General features: G+C 73.5%; 15 protein-coding genes and 1 pseudogene. 7 read left to right on the top strand and 9 right to left on the bottom strand.

Annotated features, from left to right (window positions below; genetic code table 11):
• Positions 1-30: 30 nt before the first annotated feature.
• The gene (locus tag ACFP2E_RS09650) at positions 31-753 is read right to left on the bottom strand and encodes a hypothetical protein (RefSeq protein ID WP_378523417.1); all 723 of its coding nucleotides are present in this window, start codon (positions 751-753) and stop codon (positions 31-33) included.
• 208 nt (positions 754-961) lie between these two features.
• Between ACFP2E_RS09650 and ACFP2E_RS09645 the strand changes: the two genes are divergently transcribed.
• Positions 962-1,321 carry an Hpt domain-containing protein gene (locus tag ACFP2E_RS09645; RefSeq protein ID WP_378523416.1) on the top strand — a complete coding sequence of 120 codons (360 nt, stop codon included), beginning with the start codon at positions 962-964 and terminating at the stop codon, positions 1,319-1,321.
• Positions 1,322-1,324: 3 nt separating this feature from the next.
• Here the strand turns inward: ACFP2E_RS09645 and ACFP2E_RS09640 are convergent, their stop codons facing one another.
• The 5 genes from ACFP2E_RS09640 to ACFP2E_RS09620 are packed head-to-tail and all read right to left on the bottom strand — an operon-like array spanning position 1,325 to position 7,552.
• Complete coding sequence (locus tag ACFP2E_RS09640) at positions 1,325-4,303, bottom strand: bifunctional [glutamine synthetase] adenylyltransferase/[glutamine synthetase]-adenylyl-L-tyrosine phosphorylase (RefSeq protein WP_378523415.1); 2,979 nt, start codon at positions 4,301-4,303, stop codon at positions 1,325-1,327.
• On the bottom strand, positions 4,300-5,028 hold the full coding sequence (locus tag ACFP2E_RS09635; protein WP_378523414.1) for a type 1 glutamine amidotransferase: 729 nt from the start codon (positions 5,026-5,028) through the stop codon (positions 4,300-4,302). Before ACFP2E_RS09635 ends, ACFP2E_RS09640 begins: the two co-directional genes overlap by 4 nt.
• Before the next feature lie 9 nt (positions 5,029-5,037).
• The gene (locus tag ACFP2E_RS09630) at positions 5,038-5,409 is read right to left on the bottom strand and encodes a hypothetical protein (protein WP_378523413.1); all 372 of its coding nucleotides are present in this window, start codon (positions 5,407-5,409) and stop codon (positions 5,038-5,040) included.
• A gap of 7 nt (positions 5,410-5,416) precedes the next feature.
• On the bottom strand, positions 5,417-6,754 hold the full coding sequence (gene glnA, locus ACFP2E_RS09625; protein ID WP_378523412.1) for a type I glutamate--ammonia ligase: 1,338 nt from the start codon (positions 6,752-6,754) through the stop codon (positions 5,417-5,419).
• Between the two features lie 9 nt (positions 6,755-6,763).
• Positions 6,764-7,552, bottom strand: coding sequence for an SGNH/GDSL hydrolase family protein (locus ACFP2E_RS09620; protein ID WP_378523411.1), 789 nt, complete (start codon positions 7,550-7,552; stop codon positions 6,764-6,766).
• A gap of 55 nt (positions 7,553-7,607) precedes the next feature.
• Here ACFP2E_RS09620 and ACFP2E_RS09615 point away from each other — a divergent pair, with 55 nt between their 5' ends.
• The gene (locus ACFP2E_RS09615; protein WP_378523410.1) at positions 7,608-8,096 is read left to right on the top strand and encodes a TspO/MBR family protein; all 489 of its coding nucleotides are present in this window, start codon (positions 7,608-7,610) and stop codon (positions 8,094-8,096) included.
• Positions 8,097-8,189: 93 nt separating this feature from the next.
• Positions 8,190-8,651, top strand: coding sequence for a CoxG family protein (locus ACFP2E_RS09610; RefSeq protein WP_378523409.1), 462 nt, complete (start codon positions 8,190-8,192; stop codon positions 8,649-8,651).
• 507 nt (positions 8,652-9,158) lie between these two features.
• Here the strand turns inward: ACFP2E_RS09610 and ACFP2E_RS09605 are convergent.
• Positions 9,159-9,344: pseudogene (locus ACFP2E_RS09605) on the bottom strand (helix-turn-helix domain-containing protein); the annotation flags it as partial.
• 101 nt (positions 9,345-9,445) lie between these two features.
• On the opposite strand from ACFP2E_RS09605, the gene ACFP2E_RS09600 reads away from it, so the two are divergent.
• Entirely contained in the window at positions 9,446-9,904 is a 459-nt protein-coding gene (locus ACFP2E_RS09600) for a hypothetical protein (RefSeq protein WP_378523408.1), read from the top strand.
• A 146-nt stretch (positions 9,905-10,050) separates the two neighbouring features.
• Here the strand turns inward: ACFP2E_RS09600 and ACFP2E_RS09595 are convergent, their stop codons facing one another.
• Both ACFP2E_RS09595 and ACFP2E_RS09590 read right to left on the bottom strand, forming a co-directional pair.
• Positions 10,051-10,755 (bottom strand): hypothetical protein, encoded by a 705-nt coding sequence (locus ACFP2E_RS09595; RefSeq protein ID WP_378523407.1) that lies wholly within the window; start codon positions 10,753-10,755, stop codon positions 10,051-10,053.
• A gap of 243 nt (positions 10,756-10,998) precedes the next feature.
• Positions 10,999-13,050 carry an NAD(+) synthase gene (locus ACFP2E_RS09590; RefSeq protein ID WP_378523406.1) on the bottom strand — a complete coding sequence of 684 codons (2,052 nt, stop codon included), beginning with the start codon at positions 13,048-13,050 and terminating at the stop codon, positions 10,999-11,001.
• Positions 13,051-13,185: 135 nt separating this feature from the next.
• Here ACFP2E_RS09590 and ACFP2E_RS09585 point away from each other — a divergent pair, with 135 nt between their 5' ends.
• From ACFP2E_RS09585 to panB, 3 genes are all read left to right on the top strand, one after another.
• The gene (locus ACFP2E_RS09585) at positions 13,186-13,764 is read left to right on the top strand and encodes an RNA polymerase sigma factor (protein WP_378523405.1); all 579 of its coding nucleotides are present in this window, start codon (positions 13,186-13,188) and stop codon (positions 13,762-13,764) included.
• The gene (locus ACFP2E_RS09580) at positions 13,761-14,750 is read left to right on the top strand and encodes a hypothetical protein (RefSeq protein ID WP_378523404.1); all 990 of its coding nucleotides are present in this window, start codon (positions 13,761-13,763) and stop codon (positions 14,748-14,750) included. Before ACFP2E_RS09585 ends, ACFP2E_RS09580 begins: the two co-directional genes overlap by 4 nt.
• 196 nt (positions 14,751-14,946) lie before the next feature.
• On the top strand, positions 14,947-15,819 hold the full coding sequence (panB, locus tag ACFP2E_RS09575; RefSeq protein WP_378523403.1) for a 3-methyl-2-oxobutanoate hydroxymethyltransferase: 873 nt from the start codon (positions 14,947-14,949) through the stop codon (positions 15,817-15,819).
• Positions 15,820-15,853 lie beyond the last annotated feature (34 nt).

Raw genomic sequence — 15,853 nt, 5'->3', positions numbered from 1 at the left:
CAGGGCTGCGCAGGCGGGACGCGTGGGTGGTCAGGCGGCGAGGAGCGCCGGCGGACCGCGTCGGCTGAGCGTCGCGGCGAGCAGGAGGGAGGAGCGAGGCGGGGGCGGCGTGCCGTCCGGAGGGGCGGAGACCGGGATCCGGACAGGCAGGCGGAGGGTCGCCAGAACGGCGACCGCGGCGAGCAGCGGGGCGAGCAGGCTGCGGCGGGCGAGCGCGAGCAGGGTCCAGAGACTCCGCTCCCCCACACCCAGCCAGACGCCGACCGCAGCCGCGGCCGCGAGGTGGGCGGCCGTCATCGGGGCGTGCGCGGCGACCTCGGCGAGCAGGCCCCCGACCGGCAGCGTCGGCTCGACGTCGGCCGGGGCATGGCCCGCGGCCCGGTAGGAGTCGAGCAGCGACCCGACCCGGCGGCCGTCCTCGACCGGCAGGACCGCGTGGGCGTGGCCGGCTCCACCAGCCGACCCGGCGTTGCCGCCGGCCGGGTCGCCCCGGTGCCCGGCGGCGGCCGAGAGCGCGAGGTGGACCAGCGCCTGCCCTCCCATCAGCAGCAGGACGAGGCGGCGGGTCGTGGCCGGGCGGGTCAGCGCCGGGGCCGCGAGGATCGCGCCTGCGGCGAGCAGGCCCAGCAGCGCGGGGAACGACGGCAGCAGCCCCTCGGCGGAGACGTGGCCGACAGCGCCGGTGACGAGCGCGACCAGGGCCACGAGCACGGCGCGCGACCACAGCAGCGCACCCCTCGCAGTCGGCTCCACGATCCCGGATCCTGTCACGGCCTCTCAACGAGCCGACGCCCGGCGCGTCACCCCGGGTTGTGCGCTCCCTGACCGTCACCCGTCCGGCGTCCCGGCGTTACCGGTCTGACGGCACGACTGGACAGGTCCCGCGAACCGGGGCCCGCTCGGGTCATGATGAGGACCGTCGGCCAGGGGGGACGGCGGCAGTGCGACGGGGTGAGTGGCCATGAGCGAGACCGACGAGCAGGCGCAGCTGCGCGAGCTGCGCACTACGCTGGGCGACGCGGAGTTCGCCTCCTTCGTCGAGGACTTCCACCTCGACGCCCGGCAGCGGCTCGCCCGGCTGCGCCGCGGTCTGGCGGCCGGGGATCCCGAGGGGTCTCGCGAGGAGGCGCATGCGCTGCGCGGCAGCGCCCTCGCGGTCGGCTCCGCGCTGCTCGCCGAGGCGTGCCGGGGCGTCGAGGCCGCCTGCCGTGCTGAGGACGTCGCCCGCGCCCAGGCGCTGGTCCCGGGGGTCGAGGCCGCACTGGGCCACACCCGCGACCGGCTCGACCGCGCCCTCTCGGACGGTCCTGGCGGCAGCTGAGTCTCAGCTCTCCCAGAACACCCGGTCGACGACCGCCCGGGTGTGCCGGGAGTGGCGCATGTAGTCGTTGACCAGCTCGTCGGAGGCGCCTGGCGGGTAGCCCATCACGGAGGCGACGGCCGCCTTCTCCCGCGCGTCGCGCGGCAGGTGGTCGCCGGGCTTGCCGCGCACCAGCGTGACGGCGTTGCGGATCCGGCTCACCGTTCGCCAGGCGTGCCCCAGCCACTCGGCGTCGTCGCCCTCGACGAGCCCCGCCTCCTCCGCGGCGCGCAGCGCGTCGAGGGTGCGCGGCGTGCGCAGCCCGGGCACCTCGTGGGCGTGGCGCAGCTGCAGCAGCTGGATGGTCCACTCGATGTCGGCGAGGCCGCCGCGGCCCAGCTTGAGGTGGGTCGCCGGGTCGGCGCCCCGGGGCAGCCGCTCGTCGTCGACGCGTGCCTTGATGCGCCGCACCTCGATGACGTCGTCGCGACCCAGCCCGCCGGACGGGTAGCGCAGCGGGTCGACCATCTCGGTGAACCGCCGCCGCAGGTCCTCGTCACCCACCGCGGCGTCGGCGCGCAGCAGCGCCTGCGCCTCCCAGACCTTCGACCACTTCGCGTAGTAGGCGGCATAGGAGTCCAGGGTCCGCACCAGCGGGCCCTGCTTGCCCTCCGGCCGCAGGTCGGCGTCGACCTCGAGCGGCGGGTCGCTGGCCGGGAGCAGGAGCAGCCTGCGCAGCTCGTTGGCCACCGACTGCGCGTACGCCGTCGCCTCCTGGCCGTCGGCGCCCGGCACCGGCTCGTGCACGAACATCACGTCGGCGTCGCTCCCGTAGGACAGCTCGAAGCCGCCGTACCGGCCCATCGCGACGACCGCCATCCGGGTCGGCGCCTCGTCGAGGCCCCGCTGCGCGCGCACCGCCCGCCCGGCCAGCTCGAGCGTCGCCTCGAGGGTGGCGTCGGTGAGGCGGGAGAGGGCGGCGCCGACGTCGGCGACGTCGGTGTCCCCCAGCAGGTCGCCGACCGCGATCCGGAACAGCTCGCGGCGCCGGATCGCCCGCACCGCGCGGACCCCGTCCTCGGGCCCCTCCTGGCGCCGGGCGGTCGCCAGCATCTCGGCCGAGAGGGCCTCGCCCGTCAGGGGGGTGAAGTCCTCGCCGAGCATCCTGACGCCCTGCGGCTCCCGCTCGAGCAGGTCGGTCGCGTAGCGCGAGGTGGCCAGCACCTTGGCGAGCCGCTCGGCGACCTCGCCCTCGTCGCGCAGCGTCTGGAGGTACCAGTGGGTGTCGCCGAGCGACTCCGAGATCCGCCGGAACCCGAAGAGCCCCGCGTCCGGGTCGGGCGCGTCGGCGAACCACTCGAGCATCACCGGCAGCAGGGTGCGCTGGATCCGGGCGGACCGGGAGACCCCGCTGGACAGCGCCTCGAGGTGGCGCAGCGCGCCCTGCGGGTCGAGGTAGCCGAGCGCCGCGAGCCGCGCCTCCGCGGCCTCCAGCGACAGCCGCGCCTCGGCGCCGGGGATCCGGGCGACCGCGGTCAGCAACGGCCGGTAGAACAGCTTCTCGTGCAGCCGGCGCACCTCGCGGCGGTGGTGCTGCCACACCTTGTCGAGCTCGGTGACCGGCTCCTTGGCGAAGCCGAGCGACCGGCCGAGGCGGCGCAGCGCCGCCTCGTCCTCCGGCACCACGTGGGTACGACGGAGCTGGTGGAGCTGGATGCGGTGCTCGAGGGTCCGGAGGAAGGCGTAGGCCTCGTGGAGCGCCTCCCCGTCGGGGCGGCCGACGTAGCCGCCGCGGGTCAGCTCGTGGAGCGCCGACAGCGTCGTCGACGGCCGCAGCCGCTCGTCGGCGCGGCCGTGGACGAGCTGCAGCAGCTGGACAGCGAACTCCACGTCGCGCAGGCCGCCCGGCCCGAGCTTGAGCTGGCGGGCCGCCTCGTGGGCGGGGATGTGGTCCAGGACGCGGCGCCGCATCGCCTGCACGTCCTCGACGAAACCCTCGCGCTCGGCCGCCTTCCACACCAGGTCGTGGACCATGGCGGCGTACTCGCGGCCCAGCGCGGCGTCGCCGGCGACCGGCCGGGCCTTGAGCAGCGCCTGGAACTCCCAGGTCTTTGCCCACCGCTCGTAGTAGCCGCGGTGGCTGGCGAGGGTGCGCACCAGCGGGCCGGCCTTGCCCTCGGGCCGGAGCGCGGCGTCGACCGGCCAGATCGTGCCCTCGGCGGTGTGCTCGGAGCAGGCCTGCATGAGGTGGCCAGCCAGCTGCGACGCGACCTTGAACGCCGCACCCTCGTCGGCGTCACCGGCCGGCTCGAAGACGAAGACGACGTCGACGTCGGAGACGTAGTTGAGCTCGTGGCCCCCGCACTTGCCCATGGCGATGACCGCCAGCCGCGCCGTCGCGGCCGGCTCCCCCACCCGGGCGCGGGCGATGGCCAGCGCCGCCTCGAGGGTGCCGGCGGCGAGGTCGGACAGCTCGGCCGCGACGTCGTCGACGCCGACGTGGTGGGTCAGGTCGCGCGAGGCCAGCCGCAGCAGCAGCCGGCGGTACTCGACGCGCAGCGCATCGAGGGCGTCGGTGCCGCCGGAGCCCGCCACCGGGCACAGGTCGTCGGGCTCGGCACCCACGGCCCGGAGCAGTGCGGCCCGCACCGCGAAGGCGGCCGGCCGGGTGGAGCCGAGGCTCGGGTCGGTCAGCTCGCGCCAGTGGCCGGGGTGGCGCACGAGGTGGTCGGCGAGGGCGACGCTGGCCCCGAGGACGCCCAGCAGCCGCATGGCGGTGCCCTCGTCGTCGGTCAGCGCGGCGAGCAGCGGCGCCGGGTCGTCGAGCGCCTCGACCAGCCGGTCGAGGCCGGCCAGCGCCAGGTCGGGATCGGCGGTGCGGCCGAGCAGCGCCAGCAGCGGGTCGGCGGCGTCGCCGAGCGAGGGCAGCCGCCGGAGCGCCCCGTCGGCGTCGGTGAACCCGAGCCGCAGCAGGTGGCCCTTGCCGGTGGCCGGCCGGGTCATCGGGCCCGGCGCGCGATCTCGGCGAACCGCGAGGCGAGCGGCCGCCAGGCCTCGTCCAGCTCCCCGCGCGCCGTGTCGATCTCCGCCAGGACGGCCTCCTGGTCGATGCCCTTCTCGAGGTGGTCGTCGCGGTCGCCGGCCGCCCACGACCTGACCAGCGGCTCGTCGACCTCGGGGTGGAACTGCACGCCCCAGACCCGCTCGCCGAACCGAGCCGCCTGCAGCTCGCCCTCCGCTGTCGCCGCCAGGACCACCGCCCCCTCGGGCAGCTCGGTCACCACGTCGCTGTTCCACTGGACGCTGCGGCGCCGGCCGGTCACCGCGCTCACCAGGTCGTCGTCCGTGGCCGCGTCGGTCCACCCCACGTCGTACAGGCCGACCTGCTGGCCGGCGGCGTTGCGCTCGGAGCTGCCGCCCAGCGCCACCGCGACGAGCTGGTGGCCCAGGCAGATCCCCAGCGTCGGCAGGCCGATCGCGGCTGCCTCGCGGACCCGCTCCTTGACCGCACCGAGCCACGGCGTGGTGTCGTCGTCATTGGCGCCCATCGAGCCGCCCATCACCAGCAGCGCGTCGTACGCCGCCAGTGCGGGGACCTCCTCGCCGGCCCACGGCCGCGCGACCGCGACGACGGCGCCCGCCTCCTCGAGCCAGGTGCCGAAGTGGGCGGGCGGGCAGGCGGGCTCGTGCTCGACGACCAGCACGACGGGAGCCTTCGGATCGGTCACGGCCGGCCCCTACTTCCCGCCCTGGTCGCCGACGTCCGGAAGCAGCGCCATCAGGAGCAGCAGCACGCCCAGGATCGAGGGCAGCACACCCAGGGCGACCGACGTCAGGAAGAGGCCGAGCACCACCAGCACGGCGCCCGTCAGGACCGACCAGCGCCGGGCCGCGAAGCCCCGCTCGGCCATCGCCCGCAGCCCGTTCGCCGCGCCCGCGACGAGCAGCAGCGACGGCACACCGACCACGAGGGCGTAGCGCGCCGCGTCGCCGGCCACGAGCACGAAGGCCATCAGGGCGGTGAGCACGGCACCGACCACCACCGCGGCCCACAGCAGCACCCGCAGCTGGCGGGCGCGGGCGGGGCTGTAGACGGCGACCTCCTTCATCGTCACCTCAGACGACCGGCAGCATCCGGTCGCGCTCGAAGGCGGAGACCTGGACGCGGTACTCGTCCCACTCGGCGCGCTTGTTGCGCAGGAAGAAGTCGAAGACGTGCTCGCCGAGCGCCTCGGCGAGCAGCTCGCTGGACTCGGCGACGCCGATGGCCTCGTAGAGGCTCTTGGGCAGCGGCTGGATGCCGAGGCTCTTGCGCTCGCGCTCGGTCAGCGACCACATGTCGTCCTCGGCCTCGCGCGGCAGGTCGTAGCCCTCGTCGATGCCCTTCATGCCGGCGGCGAGGATCACCGCGAACGCGAGGTAGGGGTTGCAGGCGGCGTCGAGTGTGCGCAGCTCGATGCGCGTGGACTGGCCCTTGTTGGGCTTGTACATCGGCACCCGCACCATCGCGGAGCGGTTGTTGTGGCCCCAGCAGATGTACGGCGGCGCCTCGCCGCCGCCCTGCAGCCGCTTGTAACTGTTGACCCACTGGTTGGTCACCACGGAGATCTCGCTGGCGTGGTGGAGGATGCCGGCGATGAACTGGCGGCCGGTCTTGGAGAGCTGGTACTCGGCGCCGGCCTCGAAGAACGCGTTGCGGTCGCCCTCGAAGAGCGAGACGTGGGTGTGCATGCCCGAGCCGGGGTGGGTCGTGAAGGGCTTCGGCATGAACGAGGCCCAGATGCCCTGGCTGAGCGCCACCTCCCGGATGACGGTGCGGAAGGTCATGATGTTGTCGGCCGTGGAGAGCGCGTCGGCGTAGCGCAGGTCGATCTCCTGCTGCCCCGGGCCGCCCTCGTGGTGGGAGAACTCCACCGAGATCCCCATCGACTCCAGCATCGTGATCGCCTCACGACGGAAGTCGGCGCCCATCGACTGCGCGGTGTGGTCGAAGAAGCCGCTGCGGTCGACCGGGACCGGCTCCTCCCCCGCCTCCGGGGTGTTCTTGAAGAGGTAGAACTCGATCTCGGGGTGGGTGTAGAAGGTGAAGCCCTTGTCGGCGGCCGCGGCGAGGGTCCGCTTGAGGACGTAGCGCGGGTCGGCGTACGACGGCGACCCGTCGGGCATGACGATGTCGCAGAACATCCGCGCCGTCGACGGCCCCTCACCGCGCCACGGCAGGATCTGGAACGTCGACGGGTCGGGCTTCGCCAGCATGTCGGCCTCGTAGACCCGGGCGAACCCCTCGATCGCGGAGCCGTCGAAGCCGATGCCCTCGGTGAAGGCGCCCTCGAGCTCCGCCGGGGCGACCGCCACCGACTTGAGGAACCCGAGCACGTCGGTGAACCAGAGTCGGACGAACCGGACGTCGCGCTCCTCGAGCGCCCGAAGCACGAAGTCTTCCTGCTTGCCCATGCGGGAAGCCTAGTGGCCGCGGCGCGCCATGACGTCGACCGGCTCGAGCGTCGGGCGGCGCGGCACCAGCCCGTCCCCGGAGGAGGTGCCGGTGAGCCGGCGCCGGACCCACGGCGCGGCGTGCGTCCTGGCCCAGGCGAGGTGGGCGGCCCGCTGCTGGCGCCGGTCCATCTCGGGGAGCGGCTCGAGGCGCGGCTCCTCCAGGTCGTGCGGGACGCCGAGCGTGTCGAGCACGGCGATCGCCATCCGCTGGTGCCCGGCGGTCGACATGTGCAACCGGTCCACGTCCCAGAGCCGCGGGTCGCGGAACTCGCGCAGCCGCCAGTAGTCGACCAGGGTCGCGCCGTGCTCGTCGGCGACCTCGCGCACCAGCTCGTTGTACGTCGCCACCCGGCCGCGCAGGTGACGGAAGACCGGCGCGAAGCCGAGGTCGAAGCCCGTGAAGAGGACGACCCGCGCACCGCTGGCGGCGAGCCGGCCGACTGCCTCGCCGTACCGCGCGACCAGGCCGTCGATGTCGACCTTGGGACGCAGGATGTCGTTGCCGCCGGCGTAGACCGTGACGAGGTCGGGCCGCAGCGCGAGCGCGGGCTCGACCTGCTCTGCCAGCACCTGGTCGAGCTTGCGGCCCCGGATGGCGAGGTTGGCGTAGCGGAAGTCCGCGTCCCGACCGGCGAGGACCTCGGCCACCCGGTCGGCCCAGCCGCGGACGCCGTTGGGGCGGTCCGGCTCGTGGTCCCCCACCCCCTCGGTGAAGGAGTCGCCGAGTGCCACGAAGCGGGTGAAGGTCGGTGACATGCCGCCATTCTCCCGGGACGGCGATCGACACCGACGCGTGGGCAGACTGGGACGCATGGCCACCGACGCTGCCGCCCGCACCCACCAGTCGAGGTCCGGGGCTGCACTGCTGCCGTTCCTGGCCGCGGCCGTCGTCGCGGCCGGCGTCGGCGGCCTGGCGTCGGGCTCGGCCGCGGAGACCTACCGGAACCTCGAGCAGCCGGTCTTCGCGCCACCCGCGTGGCTCTTCGGGCCGGTCTGGACGGTGCTCTACGTGATGATCGCGGTGGCCGGCTGGCTGGTGTGGCGGTCCCACGGCTGGGACCGCGCGCTCACCCTCTGGGCGGTCCAGCTCGTCCTCAACATGGCCTGGACGCCGCTCTTCTTCGGCCTCCGGGAGTACGGCTGGGCCCTCGCGGAGATCGCCGCGCTGTGGGTGGCGATCGCCGCGACGGCGGTGGCCTTCCGTCGCCGCAGCCGGCTGGCGGCCGTGCTCCTGCTGCCGTACCTGGCGTGGGTCACCTTCGCTGCCGCGCTGAACGCCGGCATCTGGTGGCTCAACTGACGTCTGCCACCTTGACGGGGTGTGGCCGGGAGGGTTGCATCCGGGTTTCCCGGGGTACGCCGCGCCCGGACCGCCGATCGAGAGGGAGTGCCCGTGGCCCGCTTCACCGCCACCACCCGCAGCGACGCCGTCGTGGAGGTGGACCGGCAGCGGATCTGGGAGACCCTCACGGACCCCGCCATGCTGCCCCGGCTCACGCCGTACCTCGACCACATCGAGGTGCACGGCGACCACTGGCGCTGGGAGATGAGCCACCTGCCGGTGCTGCACGTCTCGATCGCGCCGTCCTTCACCGAGCGGATGACCTTCGTCGAGGGACGCCGGATCGAGTTCACCCACGACCCGCCTGCCGGCCGGCGCGAGCACGCCGGGGCTGAGGGCCACTACGACCTCGAGGACGTCGAGGGCGGCACGCGGCTACGGATCGAGCTGGAGCTCGGCGTCGACCTGGCGCTGCCCCGGCTCGCCGCGCCGGCCGTCAACCGCGTCATGCAGGCCGTCATCGACGCGATGGGCCACCGCTTCTCCCACAACCTGTTGCGGCACCTCGGCTGAGGCGCGCCGCACCCGGACGCAGCACCGCCCTTCGGGAGCCGGCTCGGCGGCGACTGCGCCGCACCCCAGGCCCGCCACCACCTCCTCCACGAAGCCGAGGTTCATGCCACACACCAGCGCGCGGTGGTCGCCGACGAGCCGGTCGAACGGGCAGTTGCCGAGGGTGAGGCCGACCGCCGGGTCCTCGTCGACGTGCGGCTCGTAGCCGAACGGCGCCAGCGTGTCGGCGACCTGGGCCAGCTCGTCCGCGTCCGGGCCGACGGTGGGCAGGTGCTCGGCGACCGCAACCCGGGCAGCGGCCGCGGCCGCCTCCCGGACCGCCTCGTCCATGGGGACACCGACGAGGGACCGCTCCACGGCGTCGGCGAGCACGTGCGCGGCGAGGTCGTAGCGGCGCTGCGGCAGGCTGACCGCCACCTCGTGGTGGGCGCGGCGGTAGAGCTTGGCCGGGCGGCCGGCGCCGGGTCCGGTGCGGCCGGTGAGCCGTCGGAACTCGGTGACCAGCAGCCCCTCGTCGACGAGCCGGTCGAGGTGGTGCTTCGCCGTGTGGCGGGGGACGTCGACCCCCGTGGCCGCCTGGTCGCGGCTGACCGCGTCGGCCTGCGAGGCGACGAACCGGTAGAGGGCACGGCGTACGGGGTCCGCCAGCGCTCCCAGCCTCGTGACGCGCCGCGAGAAGCTGTCGTCGTTCATGGCTGCTTTTCTAACAGAGACGTTGCTTGTCGAAACAGTCTGACAGGTCTAACGTCAATATCAACCTCTCTTACAAGAGAGCTCCTGAAAGGAACCACGCCATGGCACTCACACACGCCTGGCACGATCTCGTCCACGACTTCCGCGACGAGATGCGCGACCTCGGCTCCATCACCAAGGTGGACGCCGTACGGCAGGCCTACCTGGCCCTGTGGGCCACGTTCCTGGCGGTCCCGCTGCTGTTCGGGCTCGACCGGTTCGTGACCGTGATGAACGCGAGCTGGGAGCCCTACGTCGCCAGCTGGGTCAACGACGTCCTGCCCGGCGGTGCCGGCGGCGCCGTGATCACGTTCGGCATCATCGAGCTGGTGCTCTTCGCCCTGGTGGCCATGATGCCGCGCATCGGCGGGGACCTGCTGGCGCTGTACCTCGTGCTGCAGGCGGTCAACCTGTTCGCGGTCGGCGACATCGCCTGGATCGCGATGGCCACCATCGGCCTGGCGATCTGCTGCCTGGCGATGGCCCGGATGTCGCGCGCCTACCACCACACGGAGGGTTGACGGGGCTGACGGGGGCGGACCTCCGCGGGTGGTCGAGGGTCGTCCCGGTACGTCGCCACACCGGGACGACCCGTCACCGGATGGGCCAGAAGCTCGCGACCAACCTGATGGCGCACGTCCGGGGCCGAGCCCGGGCGGGTGCCCGCTCAGAAACCCGACTGCTCCGGCAGCCCTCGCGAGATCATCGCCTCGCGCCCGGCGCGGTCGGCCACGTGCATCGCGCGCATCAGCCGGGTCAGGCGGGGCACGTCCGGCACCAGTCCGACGCGGACGCAGACACCGGGCGGGTCCGGCACCCGGTCGGTCGGCAGCAGCCAGCGGCTGAGCTCATGGTCGTACGTCGTCGCGTCGGTCGCCGCCTCGGCCACCACGGCCCCCCACCTGGTGCCGAGGTGGTGGTGGGTGACCGCGGCAACGTCGTCCCAGGCGAGCGTGCTGTCGATGCCCGGGCCCCGGAGCTCGATCCGGTCGACCCCCAGACGCAGCTCGGGGCGACGCAGCACCAGCCGCAGCCCCTCGGCCGCGAGCACGAGCAGGAAGAGCGCGATCGCACCGGCGACGACGGCCGCGGCGCGGGGGGCCCGGCTGGCGGCCACCAGGAGGACGGTCGCGAGCAGGCCCGGAACCACGAGCATCGCAGCCGCGCCGGTGCCTCCGATCCGCAACGCCCAGGCGGGCCGGCCGTCGAGGGTGGTGAGCGACCATCCCGGCGCCGCCCGTCGGGCCGCGCCGAGCACCATGAAGCAGGACACGGAGAGCAGGAACGCACCCAGCAGGAGTCCGGTCGCGCGCTGCTCGGGAATGGCGATGCCCGCCCCCAGGATCGCGACGCCGACCACCGTGATGATCACGATTGCGACCCACGCCCCCACGCGTCCGCCCGGCACGTGGTGCATCGGCGCCTCAGAAGATCGAGTCGAAGACATCGCCCACTCCGTCCACGACGCCGCCCACCCGGTCGCCGATCTCATCGAACCTACGCACCGTCGGTGACGTGCTCGAGGCAGGGATGTAGAGGAACGGCGGGTAGTCCCGAGGCAGTTGACGCTCGTTCACGCAGACGATGCTCCCCCACCCGTCCCGCCGGAAACCCCCTAGTCCGCCCGGTCCTCCGGGACGTGGGCCTCGATGTCGGCCAGCCAGGCTGCCGGCCCCGCGTCGGAGGGCATCCGCCAGTCACCGCGCGGCGACATCGTGCCGCCGGCGCTCACCTTCGGGCCGTTGGGCAGCGCCGAGCGCTTGAACTGGCTGGCGAAGAAGCGCTTCACGAAGACGACGAGCCAGCGGCGTACGGTCGCGAGGTCGTAGGCCTGACGCTTCTCGGCCGGGAAGCCCGGTGGCCACTCCCCCGCGTCGGCGTCGCGCCACGCGTGCCAGGCGAGGAAGGCGATCCGGCTCGGGCGCATCCCGTGGCGCAGCACGTGGAAGAGCGTGAAGTCCTGCAGCGCGTAGGGACCCACGACGTCCTCGGTCGCCTGCACCGCCTCGTCCTCCCCCTGCGGCACCAGCTCGGGGGTGATCTCCTGGTCGAGGATCTCCTGCAGCACCTCGTTGGTGTCGGACTCGAACTGCCCGGAGTCGATCACCCAGCGGATGAGGTGCTGGATCAGGGTCTTCGGGACGCCGGAGTTCACGGTGTAGTGCGACATCTGGTCGCCGACGCCGTAGGTGCACCAGCCGAGCGCCAGCTCCGACAGGTCGCCGGTGCCGAGCACGATGCCGCCACGGTGGTTGGCGAGCCGGAAGAGGTAGTCGGTGCGGAGGCCGGCCTGCACGTTCTCGAACGTGACGTCGTAGACCTCCTCGCCCTCGGCGAACGGGTGGCCCATGTCCTCGAGCATCTGCCGTGCGGCGGGCCGGATGTCGATCTCCTCGAAGGTCACGCCCAACGACTTCGACAGCCGCGTCGCGTAGGACTTCGTGGTGTCGCCGGTCGCGAAGCCCGGCATCGTGAAGGCGTGGATGTCGGAGCGGGCGCGCCCGAGCCGGTCCATCGCCTTGGCCGCGACGATCAGCGCGTGCGTGGAGTCGAGGCCGCCGCTGACGCCGATGACGACCTTGGGGTGGCCGATGGCGTGCAGCCGCTGCTCGAGGCCGGAGACCTGGATGTTGTAGGCCTCGTAGCAGTCGAGGGCCAGCCGCTCGGCGTCGTCGGGCACGAACGGGTAGCGGTCGACCTTGCGGCGCAGCCCGATGTCGCCCTTCGGGGGGCGCAGCTCGAACCCGACGGTGCGGAACTCGCGCACCCGGGCGTCGTGGGTGCGGCGGTTGTCGTCGACCGTGCCCTGCCGCAGCCGCTCCTGCCGGATCCGGTCGAGGTCCACGTCGGTGACGGTGCGGACCGCCTGCTCCGGGAACCGCTCGCCCTCGGCGAGCAGCTCGCCGCACTCGTAGACCATCGTCTGGCCGTCCCAGCCCAGGTCCGTCGTCGACTCGCCCTGCCCCGCGGCGGCGTACACGTACGCCGCGCTGCAGCGGGCGCTCGCACTGCGGACCATCAGCCGGCGGTCCTCGGCACGGGCGACCGTGATCGGGCTGCCGGAGAGGTTGGCGAGCACGGTCGCGCCGGCCAGCGCCGCCTCGCTGCTCGGCGGGATCGGCACCCACATGTCCTCACAGACCTCGACGTGGAGCCGCAGGTGCGGCACGTCGGTCGCCTCGAAGACCAGGTCGGGACCCAGCGGCGCCTCCGCACCGGCGACGGTCACGGTGGCGCCGCGGCGGTCGTCGCCCGGCGCGAACCAGCGGCGCTCGTAGAACTCGCGGTAGGTCGGCAGGTAGGACTTGGGGGCCACTCCCAGCACCCGGCCGCCCTGGATGACGACCGCGCAGTTGAGGACCCGGTTGCCGTGGACCAGCGGCGCGCCGACGACGAGGACCGGCCGCAGCTCGGCGGAGGCCTCCACCAGCGTGGCGAGGGCGGCGTCGACGGACTCGAGCAGCACGTCCTGCAGGAACAGGTCGTCGATGGCGTAGCCCGAGAGGCAGAGCTCGGGGAACACCGCGACCGCGACGCCCTCGTCGTGGCAGGCGCGGGCCTGCTCGAGCACCTTCGCCGCGTTCGCCGCCGGGTCGGCGATCGAGAGGGGGATCGTGCACGCCGCCACGCGCGCGAACCCCTGGTCGTAGGCGGAGTAGAAGTCCACGTCGCCACTCTAGGAGGCCCGCCGCTGCGCCTGCAGTCCGGTCGTCGGAGCGGCTGCGGCAAAGGGGGCCTTCGACCTGGTCCAGCACACCCGTCCCTTGTGTCAACATTTCAGGAGGACGAGCGACTCTCGGGCATGACGAATGCCGTCCCGGAGGAGGCGCTCTCCATGCGTGTGGCAGCGCGTGCCGACGGCCGCGACGACCCGGTCCCCGTACCGGGTCGCGCCGAGCTGCTCGACGTGCTGTTCCGACGCCACTACGCCCCTCTGCTCCGTCTGGCCGTCGTCATGCTGGGCGACCGCGAGGCCGCCGAGGACGTGGTGCAGGACGCGTTCGTGTCCCTGCACCGGAACTGGACGCACCTGCGCGACCCCGAGGCGGCCGAGGCGTACCTGCGCTCGACGGTCCTCAACCGGAGTCGGTCGTGGGTACGCCGGCAGGTGACCCAGCGGTCGGCTCGCCCGCTGCGCCTCGTGCCCGAGGGACCGACCAGTCCCGAGGACGCCACGGTCGCCCGCGACGAAGCAGGCTCCGTGGTGGCCGCGATGCGGGCGCTCCCCCGGCGTCAGCGGGACGTGCTCGCCTGTCGCTACGTCCTCGAGCTCTCGGTCGGTGAGACAGCCCAGCTGCTCGGCATCGGCGTGGGGTCGGTCAAGGCCCACACCCACCGTGGACTCCGGGCACTCCAGAAGAGGATCGAGGTGACCCCATGAGCGGGATCGAGGAGAGGCTCGTGCGGGACATCGCGGCTGTCACAGGACGTGTCGTCGTGACCCAGTCGCACCTGCGCGAGGCCCGCGCAGAGGTGGACGAACGCATCGAGCGCGACCACCGGCGAGGACGCCGGCTCGCCCTCGCCACCGGAGCCGCCGCGGCCGTCGCCGTGGCCGTCGGGATCGCCGTCGTGAGCTCCTACGACGGGGCGGACCAGCCCGCCCCCGCCAACCCCGTCCCCTCGCCGGACACCGACCCGCACGCCGACTTCCTCACCGGGGCGGTCCCCACCCCCGAGGTCGTCGAGGGCGTGTGGCGGCTGGACAACGCGGAGGTGCTCCTCCGGTTCCTGCCCGACGGGACGATCTGGATCGACAACGACGGTCGGCTGTACTCGGACGACCGCGCCATCTCCGGCACGTACGGGATCGAGGGAGACCGCATCTCGATCAGCGTGGCCGGCGCCGGCGAGTGCGCGGGCGACGAGATGGCCATTCGTGCCTCCGTCCAGGAGCAGGGACTCATGCACGTCGTGACGGTCGACGCCGGTGCGACCCAGTGCCTCGCGGGGCCCGGCGAGACGTGGGTCCTGGAGCAGGTGCTCCCGACCAAGCCCGGCCTCGCCTCGTTGAACCTCTTCTGGAAGGGCAACAACTGGCCCGCCGTGGAGGAGTCGCAGCTGCCCGGGACCTGGTTCGTCGACGGCGGCGGCTTCCTCGTGACGCTGTCCGGGACGGGCGACTACTCGGTGGCCGACGAGACGGCCGAGGTCGTGGACGCGGGGACCTGGACGCTGGAGGGCCAGCGCCCCGAGCTCACCCTGGTCAGCTCGTCGCAGTCCGAGACGTGTGCGGCCGGGGACCGGCTGGTCCTGGCCGACGCGCGGACCAAGGACGTGAGCAGGCAGAACCTGGCCGTGGACGTCGACCGGGACGACTGCGGCGGCGGCTGGGTGGCCCACAACTGGATCAGGCTCGCCCCCTAGGAGCCGGCCGGGGCGCCGGTGCCCACCCGGGGCGCCGGCGCCCCTGCATGCCCGCCCTGCATGCCCGCCCGGCATGCCCGCCCGGGGCCCCGTCCGTGAGCGGCGCCACAGCGCGGCGTACCGACCCGCGCACTAGCCTGAAGGCGAATCCGTGGACTCCACCAGGGAGCCGCGAGACGACCCCGAAGGAGCTCTCATGAGCACCCACGCCTCCGGTCCGGAGGAGACCGCGCCGTACGGCACGGGAGCGGGCAGCGGCGCCCCCGCCAGCCCGGTGAAGCGGATCCGCACCCACCACCTGCGCGAGATGAAGCAGCGCGGCGAGCGGTTCGCGATGCTCACCGCCTACGAGCAGTACGCCGCGCAGACGTTCGACGAGGCCGGCATCGAGGTGCTGCTCGTCGGTGACTCGGCCAGCAACAACGTCTACGGCAACGACACCTCGCTGCCCGTGACCGTCGACGAGCTGCTCCCGCTGACCCGTGCGGTCTCGCGCTCCGTGAAGCGCGCGCTGGTCGTGGGTGACCTGCCGTTCGGCTCGTACCAGCGCTCCCCCGAGCAGGCCTACGACACGGCCGTGCGCTTCATGAAGGAGGGCGGCGCCCACTGCGTGAAGCTCGAGGGCGGCCGCGAGATGGTGCCGCAGATCGAGCTGCTCACCCGCGGTGGCGTCCCCGTCATGGCGCACATCGGCTTCACCCCGCAGAGCGAGCACGCCCTCGGTGGCTACCGCGTGCAGGGGCGCGGCGAGGCCTCGCAGCGGGTGCTCGACGACGCCAAGGCGGTCGAGGCCGCGGGCGCGTTCGCGGTGGTCATGGAGATGGTGCCCGGCGAGGTGGCCGCGCAGGTCACCCGCGAGCTCACCATCCCCACCATCGGCATCGGCGCCGGCCCCGACTGCGACGGCCAGGTCCTCGTCTGGCAGGACGCCTTCGGCCTGCGCCAGGGGCGGATGCCGCGCTTCGTCCGGCAGTACGCCGACGTCCACGGCGTACTCCTCGACGCCGCCCGCCGCTACGCGGACGACGTGCGCGCCGGCACCTTCCCGGGCTCCGAGCACACCTTCTGACCGGCGCCCGGCCGGGCGGACGTCATACGAACCG

It is taken from the genome of Nocardioides sp. GCM10027114 (assembly GCF_042659625.1).
Classification (GTDB): domain Bacteria; phylum Actinomycetota; class Actinomycetes; order Propionibacteriales; family Nocardioidaceae; genus Nocardioides.
The sequence above is the reverse complement of the archived record's forward strand: the minus strand, read 5'-3'. Positions and strand labels throughout refer to the sequence as shown.